Here is a 14,777-nt window from a genome sequence, read left to right on the forward strand (position 1 = left end):
GCGTGGTTTGCCAGCGAGTGTTGATTATGAGTGATCTGAAATCCGTGCCGGTTCTGTTGTTCGGCCTACCCTTCGTTTTCCTGCCAGTTTCCGACGCACTGGCCGATGAGGAGTATACCGTTGCTGCCCTTGATCCCATTGTTGTAACGGCTACGCTCGGCCCGAAGACCCGGGGCGAGAGTGACTCCTCTGTCACTGTAATTGATGACGAAGATATCCAGCGCCTGCAGCCCCAGACATTTGAGGAGCTGCTGGTGGGCCAGCCTGGTCTGGACATTACCAGCAATGGTTCTTTTGGTAAGAACATCAGCGTTTTCACCCGGGGTACCGGCAGTGAATCCACTGTATTCCTGGTGGATGGTGTGCGCCTTCGCTCCGCCACTACCGGCAGTACCGCCTGGCAATATTTTCCACCACAGATGGTGGAGCGGGTAGAAATTGTTCGTGGCTCCCGCAGTAATCTCTACGGGGCCGATGCCGTAGGCGGTGTTATCCAGGCCTTCACTCATAGTGCAGAAACGGGGAATGAAGGCTGGGTTCAGGCTGGCGGTGGCAACTTTAACACCCAGGAGTATGTGGCCGGTGCGGCCGGTACGGAAGGCCGGATGAAATACAGCCTGAGCGCGAGCCATCTGGAAACCGACGGTACGGCCGTCGTGGAAGGGGGTGAAGACAAAGGCTATAGAAACACGTCTGCGCTTGCGTCCGTTGCTCACCAGTTCGACTCCGGTGGGGAAGCCGGCGTTGTCCTCATGCGTGCCCAGGGCAACACTGAATTTGAGGGGGGTGACACCGATTTTACCATCCAGACCCTCGGTTTCCGCCTGGACACACCCATCAGCGACTATTGGCGCAGCCGCATCCTGCTGGCGGAATCCCTCGACGAATCCGACAACCGCGATACCTTCGGCAACAGCACCTTCGATACTAAAACTCGCAGCGCGCGCTGGGAGAATCAGATCAGTATTGGGCGTCACGAATACATCGTTGGTGGCGAACTGCTGGTAGATGAAGTTGACAGTACCACCGAATATGACGAATCCAGCCGCACCAATGCCGCCGTTTTCGGTCAGGCTCTGTTGAATTTCGGACCGACCGACTTTCAACTGAGCTTGCGGGCGGACGACAACGAAGCTTTCGGACGTGAAGAAACCGGCGCCGTTGCCATGGGGGTTGATCTGGACCGGAATCATCGGGCTCGGGTCAGTTACAGTACGTCTTTCCGGGCGCCCACCTTCAATGACCTCTACTTCCCCAATTTTGGTAATGCGGATCTGCAACCGGAAACCGCCGGTAGCGTCGAGTTCGGTATTGGAGGGAACTACACACGTTGGTTCTGGGATGCCGCGATTTATCAGACCGACGCTGATGATCTGATTGTATTTACCTTCAAGGACGGACGGTTTGCACCGTTCAACGTAAACGAAGCACGTATTCGGGGGATAGAGCTGAGTGCTGGTCTGGAATTGGAGGAGTGGACGGTTCAGGCAGCTGCCTCGGTCACCGACCCTCGCAACCGTGAAACCGACAATCGAATTCGTCGCCGTAGCGCAAAACAGTTCCGGGTGGATCTGGATCGGGACTTCGGCCGTGTGTCGCTGGGGACCACTGTGAAAGGCCAGGGGTATCGCTACGACGACGCCGATAATGAAGAGCGCATCGCGGGCTTTGTCACTTGGGACCTGCGGGCTAAGTGGGAAATTGACAGGCACTGGACCACGAACCTGACAGTCGACAATGTGCTGGATAGAGAATACTCCACGGCGCAGCGCTTCGACGGACGTGCATACATAGCCGCTGGCCGCACCGCAATGTTGACGATTCGCTACGACCTATGATCAGCCATGGTGAAAGGTAGGGACATGATTGAGCGCCTGTATCGGTCTCTGTGCCGCCCGTTGTTCGGCTGCCTTTCCGGGCTTCTGTTGATGCTGTCCCAACCAGTGTCCGGGGCCACGGTATTTGGGGTAGTGTCTGAGCGTTCCGCTGCAGAGATGGCTGCTGGTGCGGAACGCTTTCTGGCGGCCCAGCCAGATCACCGCATTGTTCTGCGGACACCGGAGCAATTGGCAAACCTGGACAACAGCGCTCTCGACGATCTGGTGAGCCAGGCCGATGCCTTATTGATGGCGGCGGTTTTCGGAGAGCAGGTGGGCCGGATTGAGCGTGCTGTGGGCGAGCAGGCCGCCGTTCGCGAGTTTCCGGTTCTGGGGGTGAATGGCGACAGGGCGCTGAGCGTGTTGTCGCGGTTCCAGGGGCGCAAGCCCCTGGAGGGGCTGGATGCCACCACTCTGAACAACCTGATGAAAGCGCCGGACCCGGGCACAGACTTGAAAGCCCATCTGGCAGAGCGTATGGCACGTTTCCCCGAACAGGAACCCTGGCTTGAAGGCCGGGCCCTTTACCAGGGACGTACCCCGCAACACCTGGATGCCTTATTGCGTTGGTTGCTTGTTCAGGCGGGCGAGGCGTTTGACGTGCCGGATCTGCCGCCCCGGGCGCTGATCCGCTATTACCGTAATGGTGAAGCCACGGATAACGCGGCGAACCTTAACCTGCAATCCGGCCCTGTGGTCGCGCTTCTGGACCTGGACAGTGGTGATCGCCCCGGCGATGGGGCACTGCTGGACGCAACCTGTGCAGCCCTGGAATCCAGAGGGATGCAATGCTTTGCGGTCCTGTCCCGATGGGGCGGTGCCAGCCTGGAGGCTGTTCGTGCCCTGCATGAGACCGTAGGCCCGGCGACCCTGTCCAGTATTGTCAGTTTGCAGGACTTTATTATCGGCGGCGGTGAAGGTCGGCGCCAGGTCACGGAGGCGCTGGTCCAGCTGAATGTGCCGGTGATTAAGGGCTTGCGCCTGGCCTCCCGCACCGCCAATCAGTGGCAATTGTCGATCGATGGTGTTCCGTCTGACAAGGTTCACTACAAACTGGCGATGCCCGAGCTCCAGGGTGTCAGTCAGCCCATGGTGCTGGCTACCGCGGAGCCGGAAGTGATTGACCAAAACACCGGTGTGGCGCTGACGCTGACCCAGCCGGTGCCGAGGCGGGTGGACGCCGTCGCGGATCGCCTGAAACGCTGGCAGGCGCTGCAAGTCAAGGACAACGCCGACAAGCGCGTGGCCATCATCTACTACAACCACCCACCGGGCCGGCAGAATATTGGGGCGGACAATCTCGATGTGCCAGCTTCCCTTTATGAAATGCTGTCTTGGCTCAAAGCCGAGGGCTACGAGACCGGCCCACTGCCGGAGAGCCCGGAAGTCCTGACAGACTTGCTCCAGCAAAGAGGCGTGAGTCTGCCGGATGATCCTCGCGCGCTGAGGGAAATGGCCGGTGATGTCGCCTCGATGGCGGGCAGTACCTATCGTCAGTATCTTGAAACCTTGCCCGAAGTTGTCCAGCAGGAGATTGTCCATGGCCCCCTGGGTTATTTGCACGAGCGACTGGAGCAGGCACATGGGTTGGGCGAGAAAGAATTGGCGACCGGCCTGTTGAATAGGGGTATTCGTGACTTGCGGCATTTGATTGAACACCTCCAGCACCCGAACCGAAAGGCCGCGCTAAGCCAACTGGACGAGTACGAAACGATCTGGCAAGCGCGTCTCGATGAAGGTGGTCACAGTGCGGAACTGGATGACAGCCGGGTTGCCTTGGCCGATACGGGCATTCCCGGACTAAAGGGGTGGGGAGAAGCGCCAGGCCAGTCCATGGTGGTTGATAACAAGCTGATTTTTCCGGGGCTTCGATTCGGTAATATTTATATCGGTCCGCAACCGCCCCGAGGCTGGGAAGTGGACGAAGAATTGTTGCACGCCAACACCACCTTTCCCCCGACCCATCAATACGTGGGCTTCTACCACTGGATACGGGATCACTACCAGGCTGATGCACTGGTTTACGTTGGTCGCCACTCAACCAGGGAATTCCTGCCACGCCGCCGCGCTGGTTTGACGGGGGATGACTACCCGGATCTGCTGGGGGGCGACTTGCCATTGATCTACCCTTATATCGTCGACGGTGTGGGCGAGGGCATCCAGGCCAAGCGCCGGGCGCTGGGCGTAATGATCAGTCATTTGACGCCGCCGCTGGCCGCGACGGAGCTTTACGACGAATTGCTGGAGCTCCGACAACTCGTGGAAACCTGGGAGTCCGCCAATGAACCTGACAGCCCTACCAGGGAGCGGGCGCTAAAGATGCTGAGGGAGAAAATCCAGGTGCTGGATATCTCCGACGATCTTGAACAGGAAATCGCCGGCGAGATGGGGTTGTCGGTGGAAGAGGTTTCCCTCGATGAACTCTCACCCGACCTGCTGGTGCACGAAGCCGGCCACTATGTCACTGATATGCAGGAACACTTTATGCCCCTGGGGCTGCACGTGTTTGGCAGGGACTGGAGCACAGACATGGTGGACACCATGATTGACTCCATGGTGGGTAAGGCGGGCACGCCCGAACCAGCGTGGCGCACCGACCTTGAGGCGTCTCCTGCTTCCGAGCGCACCAGCTTTCTCAACGCGTTGAATGGCCGGTTTGTTGCTCCGGGGCAGGGTAACGATCCGTTGCGAACGCCGGCGGTATTGCCAACGGGGCGCAATTTTCACGCCTTGTCGGATGATCTGATTCCAACCCGTGTGGCCTGGTCGCTGGCTGAAGAACTGGTCGAGGAGGCCAGGACAACCAAAGACAGCACTTCAGAACAAAGCGATGCATTGGTGCTCTGGGCTTCGGATACGGTGCGGGACGAAGGGGTCATGATTGCGTTTGGCATGAAGCTGTTGGGTGTGCGCCCGGTGTGGAACAGCCGGGGCATCGTGAAGGGCTTGGAGCGTTTGCCCGCCGGCCCGGGGACCGATACGCTCAGTCGTCGCAACGTCGTTTTCACCACGTCCGGCTTGTTCCGGGATCTTTATGAAAGCCAACTGGAATGGCTGGATATGGCATCGCGTTACGCCTTGGCGGGCGCAGCCGGATCCATCAGAGCTGAGTACCCGGAGCTGGAAGAGGCACTGGACCAGGCGTTATCGGTTCTGCCGGTCGACATGCGTAAGCCTGGCGAGGAATCCCTGTCCACCAACGGTGTTGCTGCCCACTGGGTCGCTGATACACGGGTATTGCTGGCCGCAGGTGCGTCGGCTCGGGATGCGGGTGCAAAGGCTGCTTACCGGGTCTTCGGTACGGCTCCGGGCGCATACGGTGCGGGGGTTAACCGGCTTGCCACCCGGACGGGCGCCTGGCAGGACCGGGAACAACTGGGTGATGCCTATCGCCGGCGTATGGGGCACGTCTATGGCAAGGGGAGTCAGGGTGAACCGGCTCACGACGCTTTTGACCGCCAATTGCAGACGGTAAACCATACCTACCTCGGGCGGGCCAGCCACCTCTATGGTCTGCTGGACAACGATGACGGTTTTGATTTCCAGGGCGGGCTGTCCAACGCTGTGGAACACTTGCGCGGCGAGCCCCCGCAGAACCGGGTGCTCCAGTACGCAGATCCGCGGAATCCCCGGGTGGATTCGCTTCAGCGAGCGCTGCAGGTAGAACTAAGAGCCCGTAACCTGAACCCACAATGGTTGGCACCGCTGATGGAGCACGGTTACGCCGGTGCTCGCACCATGGGCAGTGATTTTCTCGACAACCTCTGGGGCTGGCAAATCACAAGTCCCCAGGTGCTTCGTTCCAGTGTCTGGAACGAGGTCAATGAAGTGTACTTTCAGGATCGCCACGGCCTTGGCCTGGACGACTTCCTGGCAGAGGGGCACAACGTACATGTCAAAACCCACATGCAGGCGATTGCGCTCCTGGCCGCGAAACGGGGATTCTGGGAGGCGGATGTCTTCACCCGCCAGGCCCTGGCACGTGACTTCGCGGGAAATATCATCGACCATGGCCTGCCCGGCAGTGGCCACACCCGTCCGGATCATCCCCTGATGGATTGGGTCGCGGACCAGTTGGAACCCAATCAGCGGGAAGCCTTCGAATCCGCGCGAAAAGGTGGGTCGGCTGATTACCCCGCGATGCCCGCTGCCAACGATGATTGTCAAAACTCCGGAAACCAGAGGGCGTCATGTTGAAATCGCTCCGGCATACCGTTGCGCTGATGTCGCTACTTGTGGCCATGCCACTGTGGGCGGCGGCTGGCACTGAGCGGTGTGCAACCGACGATACCGGCCAGGAAGTCTGCCTTGAACAACCGGCCAGCCGGATCGCGGCCTTGTCTCCAGGAGCGACCGAACTTGTCTGGGCCGCAGGCGCTGGTGATCAGGTGATTGCGGTGGTTTCGTACAGTGATTACCCCGAGCAGGCGAAGCAGGTTACCTCTGTGGGTAGCCATACTCGCATGGACCTTGAGCGCCTGATGGCACTGAAACCCGATCTGGTGATTGGTTGGGTGACAGGCAACCCGCCGGAGCAGATTGCGGCCCTGAAGGACCTGGGGTTGCCGGTATTCTCCATTGAGCCCCGAAGTTTTGAGGGCGTTTCACGCACCGTCGAGCGTCTGTCGATTCTGGCGGGTACTGAAGATGAGGGCTTTGCCGAAGCAGATCGTTTCCGCAAGGGAATGGCGGCATTGGAAAAGCGATATCAGGATGTGGAGCCGGTCTCGGTGTTCTATCAGGTGTGGGATGAGCCCCTGATGACCGTGAACGATGAGCACCTGATTGGTAAGGTGATAACGCTTTGTGGGGGCGTGAACGTGTTTGGTGATCTTGATCGCCTGGTGCCGAGGATCAGTGCCGAGTCTGTTATCGGCGCCAACCCTGAGGCCATTCTGGCTGGTGGCATGGGTGAAGAGAACCGGCACTGGCTGACCCGCTGGGAGGCTTTCCCGAGTATCGATGCCACCGCGAAGGAGAACCTGTATTTCGTTCCACCGTCGCTGATCCAACGCCCGACGCCGCGTATTCTGAAAGGTTCACAACTGTTTTGCGAGAAACTGGATGATGCCCGTGCCAAACGTTAGTGGGAGGCGGATCCTTTGAGCAGGCCCCTGACCATGCCGCTTGTGTTGTTGGCTCTTGCCAGCCTGGCCGCCATGATGTTGTCGGTGGGTGTTGGCAGTGTCAGCGTGGCGCCGGGAGACATTGGCGCAGTCATTTTGGGCGAGGGCAGCAACCTGCAGCGGACCCTGGTGCTGGAATTGCGGCTGCCACGGACACTGTCCGCTTTCGCAACTGGCGGTTTGCTGGCCGTGGCCGGGGCTCTGATGCAGGTGCTGTTACGCAATCCGTTGGCGGACCCCTACGTTCTGGGGTTGTCTGGCGGTGCGGCCGTCGGGGCCTTGTTTGCGATGCTGGCGGGCCTGGGCGGTTTGATGATTTCCGGATCGGCTTTTGCCGGAGCGTTATTGGCCACACTGATGGTGTTCGGCCTGGCCCATGGCACCGGAAGCTGGACGCCGTCGCGTTTGTTGCTCACCGGTGTGGTGGTCGCCGCTGGCTGGGGCGCCGTGATAACGCTGATGTTGGCCATCAGCCCGGCTCAGCGCTTGCCGGGAATGCTGTATTGGTTGATGGGCGATGTGTCCTACGCAAGAACGCCCTGGCCTGCACTGGCTTTCCTGGTGCTGGTGTGCCTTTTGGTGGTGCCCCTGGGGCGGAGTCTCAACGTATTGGCTCGCGGCCCCATGCAGGCGGCGGCTCTCGGTGTATCGGTGCGCCCGCTGGAGTGGACGATCTATATCCTCGCCAGCCTGCTCACCGCGACTGCGGTCACCATGGCTGGCAGTATTGGTTTTGTCGGCCTGGTGGTGCCCCACATGTTGCGGCTGGTCCTTGGTAACGACCAGCGCCTAATCCTCCCTGCCTGTGCACTGGCTGGCGGCACCCTGTTGGTGCTGGCGGATACCATGGCACGGGTGGTGATTGCGCCCGAGCAGTTACCGGTAGGCGTGATCACCGCCTTGCTGGGTGTACCTACCTTCCTTTACCTACTGTATCGGAGCCGCTGATGAATCCTCTTCAGGCTGAACAGTTGGTCATCGACATTCCCGGGAGAAGCGATGGGGAGGCGCTGAACTTTGCCGTGGAATCCGGTCAGATCTGGGGCGTTTTGGGACCAAACGGTGCCGGCAAGACGACGCTCTTGCACACACTGGCGGGGTTGCGATCACCACGTCGCGGATCGGTTTGCCTGGGAGAGCATCCTTTGGCAGACCTGAAGCGCAGGACAATATCGCAACAACTGGGTCTTGTGTTTCAGGAGCGGCAGGATGGTTTTCCCGCGACGGTACTGGAAACGGCGCTGATTGGGCGCCACCCCTGGTTGTCACCCTGGCAGATGGAGTCCGGAGCCGACGAACGTCTTGCGAGACTCGCTCTGGATCAACTGGATGTGGGCCATCTCAGTGATCGGTTGGTGAACACACTCTCTGGCGGTGAACGCCAGAGAGTGGCCATCGCCACCGTGCTGACCCAGGCACCTGATACCTGGCTTCTGGATGAACCCACCAACCACCTTGATCTGCACCATCAAGTGTCGGTACTCCAGTTACTGACCGAACAGGCGCGTAGTGGCCGTTCCGTCTTCATGTGTCTACACGATCTGAATCTTGCGGCACGGTGGTGTGACCATCTGCTGTTGCTGTACCCCGACGGCGAAGCGTGCTGGGGGCCAGCGGAACGAATGCTCGTGCCGGCCGCGCTTGAACGACTCTATGACCAGGAACTGCTGACAGTCGAGGTGGATGGTGCGCCACTATTTGTACCAAAGAAGGCCGTATAAAAGGCTCGGAGCAGTGGTGGGGCCATCCCGTCCGGGACACGCTGTAAATACATCCCTGTACGCTCGACAAAAACATCCATGTTTTTGACGGTCCCGGACGGGATGGCCCCACCACTGCGTACTCCCATATTTCCCGACAAGGTGGCATTAATGAAAGCAACCGTACCAGCCGCAATGATTACCGCACCAGGTTCTGGCCAGGGGAAATCCATGGTGACTGCAGCACTGGCGAGATTGCATAGAAATGCCGGACGAAAGGTACGGGTGTTCAAGCACGGCCCGGATTATCTGGATCCGATGGTGCTGGAAGTCGCATCCGGACAGCCGGTGTACCAGTTACATCCGTGGATGACTGGCGAGGACGAGTGTCGCTGGCGTCTGGTGGAAGCCGCGCAGGATGCCGACCTTATTCTGGTGGAAGGATCAATGGGATTGTTTGATGGTGACCCTTCCAGTGCGGACCTCGCCAAGCTGATGGGTATTCCCGCTCTGCCGGTCATTGATGCCCGCGGAATGGCTCAGACCTTTGGAGCGGTGGCTCTGGGGTTATCGAAATTCGACTCCGCGCTTCCGATTTATCAGGTGATTGCCAACCGCATCGGCAGCCCCCGCCATGGGGCTATGCTGCGGGAGAGCCTGCCTGAAGGCATCAGTCTGCGAGGGGCAATTCCCCGAAACGAGGCCATGAGTATCCCGAACCGGCATCTTGGGCTGGTTCAGGCCGGCGAATTGGCCGATCTGGAACAGCGCCTGGACGCAGCCGCTGGCGTCCTTGCCGAAGCTGGGCTGGACGGCCTGCCGCTTCCCGTGACGCTGGAAGCTGAACCCCCGGAGTCCCCGCCACCGTTGCTGGAGGGCGTTCGCATCGCCATTGCCCGGGACGCAGCGTTGAGTTTTATTTACCACGCCAATCTGGACCTGTTGCAGTCGATGGGAGCAAAACTGTCTTTTTTCTCCCCACTGACAGATTCAGCATTGCCAGACACCGACGCCCTCTGGTTACCAGGCGGGTACCCGGAACTGCATGGTGCCACTCTGGCCGGTAACCATTCGATGCTGGAGGCGATTCGCAATCACTACCATGCCGGTAAACCCATGCTGGCGGAGTGCGGCGGACTGATGGTTTGTGCGAATGAACTGATGGACCACGATGGCCAGATCCATAAACTGCTGGGACTTGTGCCGGGGCGGGCCAGTATGGCCGGCCGCCTGCAGGCGTTAGGTCTGCAGAGCCTTAATGCCGAGCAAGGGCAGTTACGGGGCCATACCTATCATCACTCGCGACTGGAAACCGACTGGCACCCGCTGGCCCGAACCCGCAAGGTTGCGGGTGCAGAGGCCGAGCCGGTGTATTGCCGGAACGGTCTGGTGGCCAGCTATTTCCACGGTTATTTTCCCTCCGCCCCGGAACTGGTGGCCGAAATTTTTCGCGGGCAAGTCATTCGCCCGCTTACTGACAAGGAGCCTGATCATGCGTGAACGCGCCAAAGACCCAGAACGCCATGCTCGCCGCATGGACGCAAAGCAGAAAATTATGCAGGAGCGCATCGCCCGAGCCCAGAAGGAGCAGGGTGTGTTGCTGGTGCTGACCGGCCCCGGCAAGGGCAAGAGCAGTTCCGGGTTTGGCATGGTGGCCCGGGCACTCGGCCATGGCATGAAGGTTGGCATTGTGCAATTCATCAAAGGCGCATTCAGCACCGGTGAAGAAGCGTTCTTCCGTGACTTGCCCAGCGTGAGTTACCACGTGATGGGCCAGGGTTATACCTGGGACACCAAGAACCGGGATCAGGACGTTGAGGCCGCTAGTGCCGCTTGGGACGTGGCTGCCAACATGTTGAAAGATAAAAGTTATGACCTGATCCTGCTGGACGAACTCAACATTGCTCTCAAGTACGATTACATTGATCTTGACCGGGTTCTGGACGACCTCCAGGGCCGGCCGGAAATGCAGCATGTGGTGGTGACCGGCCGTTCTGCACCGGCGGAACTGGTTGAGCTAGCAGACACGGTCACGGAAATGGGTGTCGTGAAGCATGCCTTCAAGGACTTGGGTGTGAAAGCTCAGAAAGGCGTCGAGCTCTAATAGAGGCCATTATCCATGACCACCTTGATGATACAGGGAACCACTTCCGATGCTGGTAAGACCACGGTCGTTGCCGCCCTGTGTCGGTGGCTGGCGCGGCAGGGTGTCTCCGTGGCGCCATTCAAACCCCAGAACATGGCCCTGAACAGTGCCGTTACCGTCGACGGCGGTGAAATCGGACGTTCCACGGCACTTCAGGCGCTGGCCTGCGGGCTAGCCCCCCATAGCGACATGAATCCGGTGCTGCTCAAGCCCCAGAGTGACTGCGGTGCCCAGGTGATCCTGCGAGGCAAGGTCCACGGCAATATGGACGCGTTGGATTACCATGCCTACAAAGCCGAGGCGATGGCTTCTGTGATGGCCGCATGGCGTGCGCTGAGTGCCCGCTATGACGTGATCATTGCCGAAGGGGCCGGTAGTCCCGCCGAGATTAACCTGCGTGCCAATGATATCGCCAACATGGGCTTCGCCGAAGCGGCTGATTGCCCGGTGCTCCTCGTTGGCGATATTGACAAGGGTGGTGTGTTTGCCCAACTGGTGGGCACGCTTGAGCTCATTTCCGAGAGCGAACGAGCACGTACGAAAGGCTTTGTTATCAACCGTTTTCGGGGTGATATTGCCTTGTTGAAGCCAGGCCTTGACTGGTTGGCCGAACGCACTGATAAAACCGTCGCTGGCGTATTGCCGTATTTGCATGGTCTGGTGATTGATGCAGAAGACAGCGTCGGCACCAGTGGCACCAGCGAGCCAGGTGCATTGAATGTCATCGTCCCGGTGTTACCTCGCATCAGCAACCACAATGACTTCGACCCCCTGCGTCTGCACCCGGGAGTCAACCTCCAATTCATAGGCCCCGATCAGCGGATTCCCCCGGCGGACCTGATCCTGTTACCGGGCAGCAAGAGCACCCGGCATGATCTGCAGTGGCTGAGATCCCAGGGTTGGCCCGAGGCCATTCAGAAACACCTCCGTTACGGTGGCAAAGTGTTGGGCATTTGCGGTGGCTTTCAGATGATGGGCCGGGAGGTATTGGACCCGGACGGTCTGGAAGGAGAGGCCGGCACCACACGGGGCCTTGAGTTATTCAACATGACCACTCGAATGGTTTCCGGCAAAACGCTGAAGGACGTTTCCGGAGAGCTAACGCTTGGCAGTGGAAGGGCTGGGTTCGCAGGTTATGAGATGCATAACGGTATTTCCTGTGGCACCGCGCTTGAGCGCCCCTTGGCGTCAATAAATGGCCAGCCTGAAGGCGCAGCGAGTGAGGACGGTCAGATGATTGGAACCTATGTTCATGGCATTTTCGATCAGCCTGAAGCGACCCGTGAGATACTCGAATGGGCGGGCTTGGGAGCCCAGCATCAGGCCGTAGACTACAAGGCGCATCGCCTGGAACAGCTGGATCGTCTGGCGGATCTCGTTGAGGAGTGTCTGGATACGGGGTTTTTGAAGCATCTGCTGGGACTCAACGAACGGCATTAGAGGAAGAGAATGACAGACGAGAGAACTCTCCAGCCAAACCAGAATCGCCCCTTTAGTGACGAAGAAACGAGCGGGCTTTATCGTGCTATCCATGAACGCCGGGATGTGCGCTCGCAGTTTCTTCCTGATCCGATTCCTCCGGAGGTCCTGACCCGATTGCTCGACGCAGCCCATCACGCGCCTTCCGTCGGTTTTATGCAGCCGTGGGATTTTCTCGTGATCGATAGCAGGACGGTGCGCCGTGCGGTACTTTCCATTTTCGAGGAAGAAAACCGGAAAGCCGCGGAAAATTATGAAGGCGAGCGCAATGCACAGTATAAAAGTCTGAAGCTCCAGGGCATCCTGGAAAGCCCGATTAATCTATGCATCACCTGTGACCGAAGTCGCGGTGGTAGCCATGTACTGGGACGTAACTCGATCGTCGAAACGGATCTTTTCAGTACCTGCCTGGCGGTACAGAACTTTTGGCTGGCAGCAAGAGCTGAGGGGATCGGTGTGGGCTGGGTCAGTATTCTGGATCAGGAAAAACTGGCGAAGACACTGAAGCTCCCCGAGCATGTATACCCGTTGGCTTATCTGTGCCTTGGCTTTGTCAGCGAGTTTCTTGAACAGCCCGAACTTGAGAAAAAGGGGTGGCGCTCGCGGTTGCCCCTGGCTGATCTCGTGCATGGAAGCACCTGGGGGGAGCCGCTGACGGAAGGGGCGTTAGAAGCAGAGATCAGGAAAGGTTAAAGTAGTGGCCAAGACGTCAGGTGAGGTTGCGGGATGAAAGTGGCTGATAAGGTGCGCTCGCCCTGTGTGAGTATTTGCGCCCTTGATGACAAAGACATGTGTGTTGGGTGCCATCGCAGTGGTGATGAAATCACTAGGTGGTCCCAGATGAGCAATGAAGAGCGCCGGGAAGTGCTGCGCAAAGTGGCCGAGCGTGAAAGCAAATTTTTGATCTAGGTCGTTAACCCCTGATACCAGGCGAGGCAGAAACTTTCATGACTGACACAGTTCGTATTGGTACTCCGCTGAAAGAAAATGCTTTCAGGGTTCTCTTCTGTGGCTCGGGAGAGCTGGGCAAGGAAGTTGTGATTGAACTCCAGCGCTTTGGTGTGGAGGTTATCGCAGTTGACCGTTACGCCAACGCTCCGGCCATGCAGGTTGCCCACCGGAGTCACGTTGTCGATATGCTGGATGGCGCTGCCTTACGCAGCATTATTGAGGCGGAAAAGCCAAATCTCATCGTGCCCGAAATTGAGGCGATTGCCACGCCGGAGTTGGTGAAGCTTGAGCAGGAAGGCTATCGGGTGATTCCCACTGCAAGAGCCGTCAATCTCACCATGAATCGGGAAGGTATCCGTCGTCTGGCAGCCGAAGAGCTTGGGCTTGCAACATCACCCTATCGATTTGCTGAGTCCAAAGAAGAGTATCTTGCGGCCGTCGAAGCCATCGGAATGCCTCTGGTGGTGAAGCCCGTAATGAGTTCCTCAGGAAAAGGGCAGAGCAGGGTTAAGTCCGCCGATGATATTGAGGCCGCTTGGGATTATGCCCAGACCGGTGGTCGAGCCGGCAAGGGAAGGGTGATTGTCGAAGGGTTTGTGGATTTTGACTACGAAATTACCTTGCTAACCGTGAAACACCGCGACGGTATTTCATTCTGTGATCCTATTGGGCACCATCAGGAAGACGGTGATTACCGTGAGTCCTGGCAGCCGCAACCAATGAGTGACAAGGCGCTGGCCCGTTCAAGGGAAATTGCGGAAGCGGTTGCCAGTAACCTGGGTGGCTATGGAGTGTATGGTGTGGAGCTGTTCGTGAAAGGCGACGACGTATGGTTTTCCGAAGTGTCGCCACGTCCTCACGACACGGGGTTGGTGACCCTGGTTTCCCAGGATCTGTCGGAGTTTGCCTTGCACGCGCGCGCCATCCTCGGGTTGCCGATACCAGCGATCCGTCAACAGGGCCCGTCAGCCTCCGCAGTGATATTGCCAGAGGGCGATTCGGATGCGGTTGCCTATTCAGGGCTTGAAAAAGCGTTGGCTCAACCTGACATATTTCTCAGGCTCTTTGGGAAACCTGAATTGAAGGGGCGGCGGAGAATGGGTGTCGCCCTTGCGTCCGGTAGCTCGATTGACGAGGCCAGGGATAAAGCAACACAGGCAGCGGCCGCCGTGAAAACCGAGCTTTGACGATAAATCGTCAGGTTTCCTGAAAAAGTTATAACGAACCGTTGACAGTCCGACTGAGCTCTGTAGAATACGCATCTCTTTCGAGGGGCACGCCACTGAGGCGGGCCAGAAATTGAAAGACAACCGTTTGAATTGATTGAAGATTTCGAGTTTAAAAATTCTTCAGAAAGCGGTTGACAAGGCAGCGATTCGATGTAGAATACGCCACCTTGATCGGGCAAGCCCCGAACGCTCTTTAAAAAGTTAACCAAGTAATTCGTGTGGGCGCTGGCCGAGGTATTTCGGATACGAAATATCAGGACAGTGACTCG

The 14,777-nt window shown here is 58.4% G+C and carries 11 protein-coding genes; all 11 read left to right on the top strand.

The window, feature by feature from the left end:
- Positions 1-26: 26 nt before the first annotated feature.
- The 11 genes from AC13D2_RS08980 to purT all read left to right on the top strand — a co-directional run bounded on the left by AC13D2_RS08980 (position 27) and on the right by purT (position 14,466).
- Entirely contained in the window at positions 27-1,838 is a 1,812-nt protein-coding gene (locus tag AC13D2_RS08980) for a TonB-dependent receptor plug domain-containing protein (RefSeq protein ID WP_482938504.1), read from the top strand.
- Positions 1,839-1,862: 24 nt separating this feature from the next.
- Positions 1,863-6,074, top strand: a complete 4,212-nt coding sequence (locus AC13D2_RS08985) for a cobaltochelatase subunit CobN (RefSeq protein ID WP_482938505.1) — start codon at positions 1,863-1,865, stop codon at positions 6,072-6,074.
- Entirely contained in the window at positions 6,068-6,964 is an 897-nt protein-coding gene (locus tag AC13D2_RS08990; RefSeq protein ID WP_292046334.1) for a cobalamin-binding protein, read from the top strand. Before AC13D2_RS08985 ends, AC13D2_RS08990 begins: the two co-directional genes overlap by 7 nt.
- Before the next feature lie 33 nt (positions 6,965-6,997).
- Positions 6,998-7,951: a FecCD family ABC transporter permease gene (locus AC13D2_RS08995; RefSeq protein WP_420391206.1), complete on the top strand. Its 954-nt coding sequence runs from the start codon at positions 6,998-7,000 to the stop codon at positions 7,949-7,951.
- A complete protein-coding gene (locus AC13D2_RS09000) occupies positions 7,951-8,724 on the top strand; it encodes an ABC transporter ATP-binding protein (RefSeq protein ID WP_482938506.1) in 774 nt (257 codons plus the stop codon). Before AC13D2_RS08995 ends, AC13D2_RS09000 begins: the two co-directional genes overlap by 1 nt.
- Positions 8,725-8,874: 150 nt before the next feature.
- The gene (locus tag AC13D2_RS09005; protein WP_482938507.1) at positions 8,875-10,203 is read left to right on the top strand and encodes a cobyrinic acid a,c-diamide synthase CobB; all 1,329 of its coding nucleotides are present in this window, start codon (positions 8,875-8,877) and stop codon (positions 10,201-10,203) included.
- On the top strand, positions 10,196-10,807 hold the full coding sequence (gene cobO, locus AC13D2_RS09010) for a cob(I)yrinic acid a,c-diamide adenosyltransferase (RefSeq protein ID WP_292046330.1): 612 nt from the start codon (positions 10,196-10,198) through the stop codon (positions 10,805-10,807). Before AC13D2_RS09005 ends, cobO begins: the two co-directional genes overlap by 8 nt.
- A 15-nt stretch (positions 10,808-10,822) precedes the next feature.
- A complete protein-coding gene (locus tag AC13D2_RS09015) occupies positions 10,823-12,289 on the top strand; it encodes a cobyric acid synthase (protein ID WP_482938508.1) in 1,467 nt (488 codons plus the stop codon).
- Between the two features lie 9 nt (positions 12,290-12,298).
- Positions 12,299-13,021 (top strand): 5,6-dimethylbenzimidazole synthase, encoded by a 723-nt coding sequence (gene bluB / locus AC13D2_RS09020; protein WP_482938509.1) that lies wholly within the window; start codon positions 12,299-12,301, stop codon positions 13,019-13,021.
- 33 nt (positions 13,022-13,054) lie between these two features.
- Positions 13,055-13,237, top strand: coding sequence for a DUF1289 domain-containing protein (locus tag AC13D2_RS09025; protein WP_292046325.1), 183 nt, complete (start codon positions 13,055-13,057; stop codon positions 13,235-13,237).
- Positions 13,238-13,275: 38 nt separating this feature from the next.
- Positions 13,276-14,466 carry a formate-dependent phosphoribosylglycinamide formyltransferase gene (gene purT, locus AC13D2_RS09030; protein WP_482938510.1) on the top strand — a complete coding sequence of 397 codons (1,191 nt, stop codon included), beginning with the start codon at positions 13,276-13,278 and terminating at the stop codon, positions 14,464-14,466.
- The last annotated feature ends 311 nt before the right edge of the window (positions 14,467-14,777 follow it).

Source organism: Marinobacter sp. B-12 (assembly GCF_056857915.1).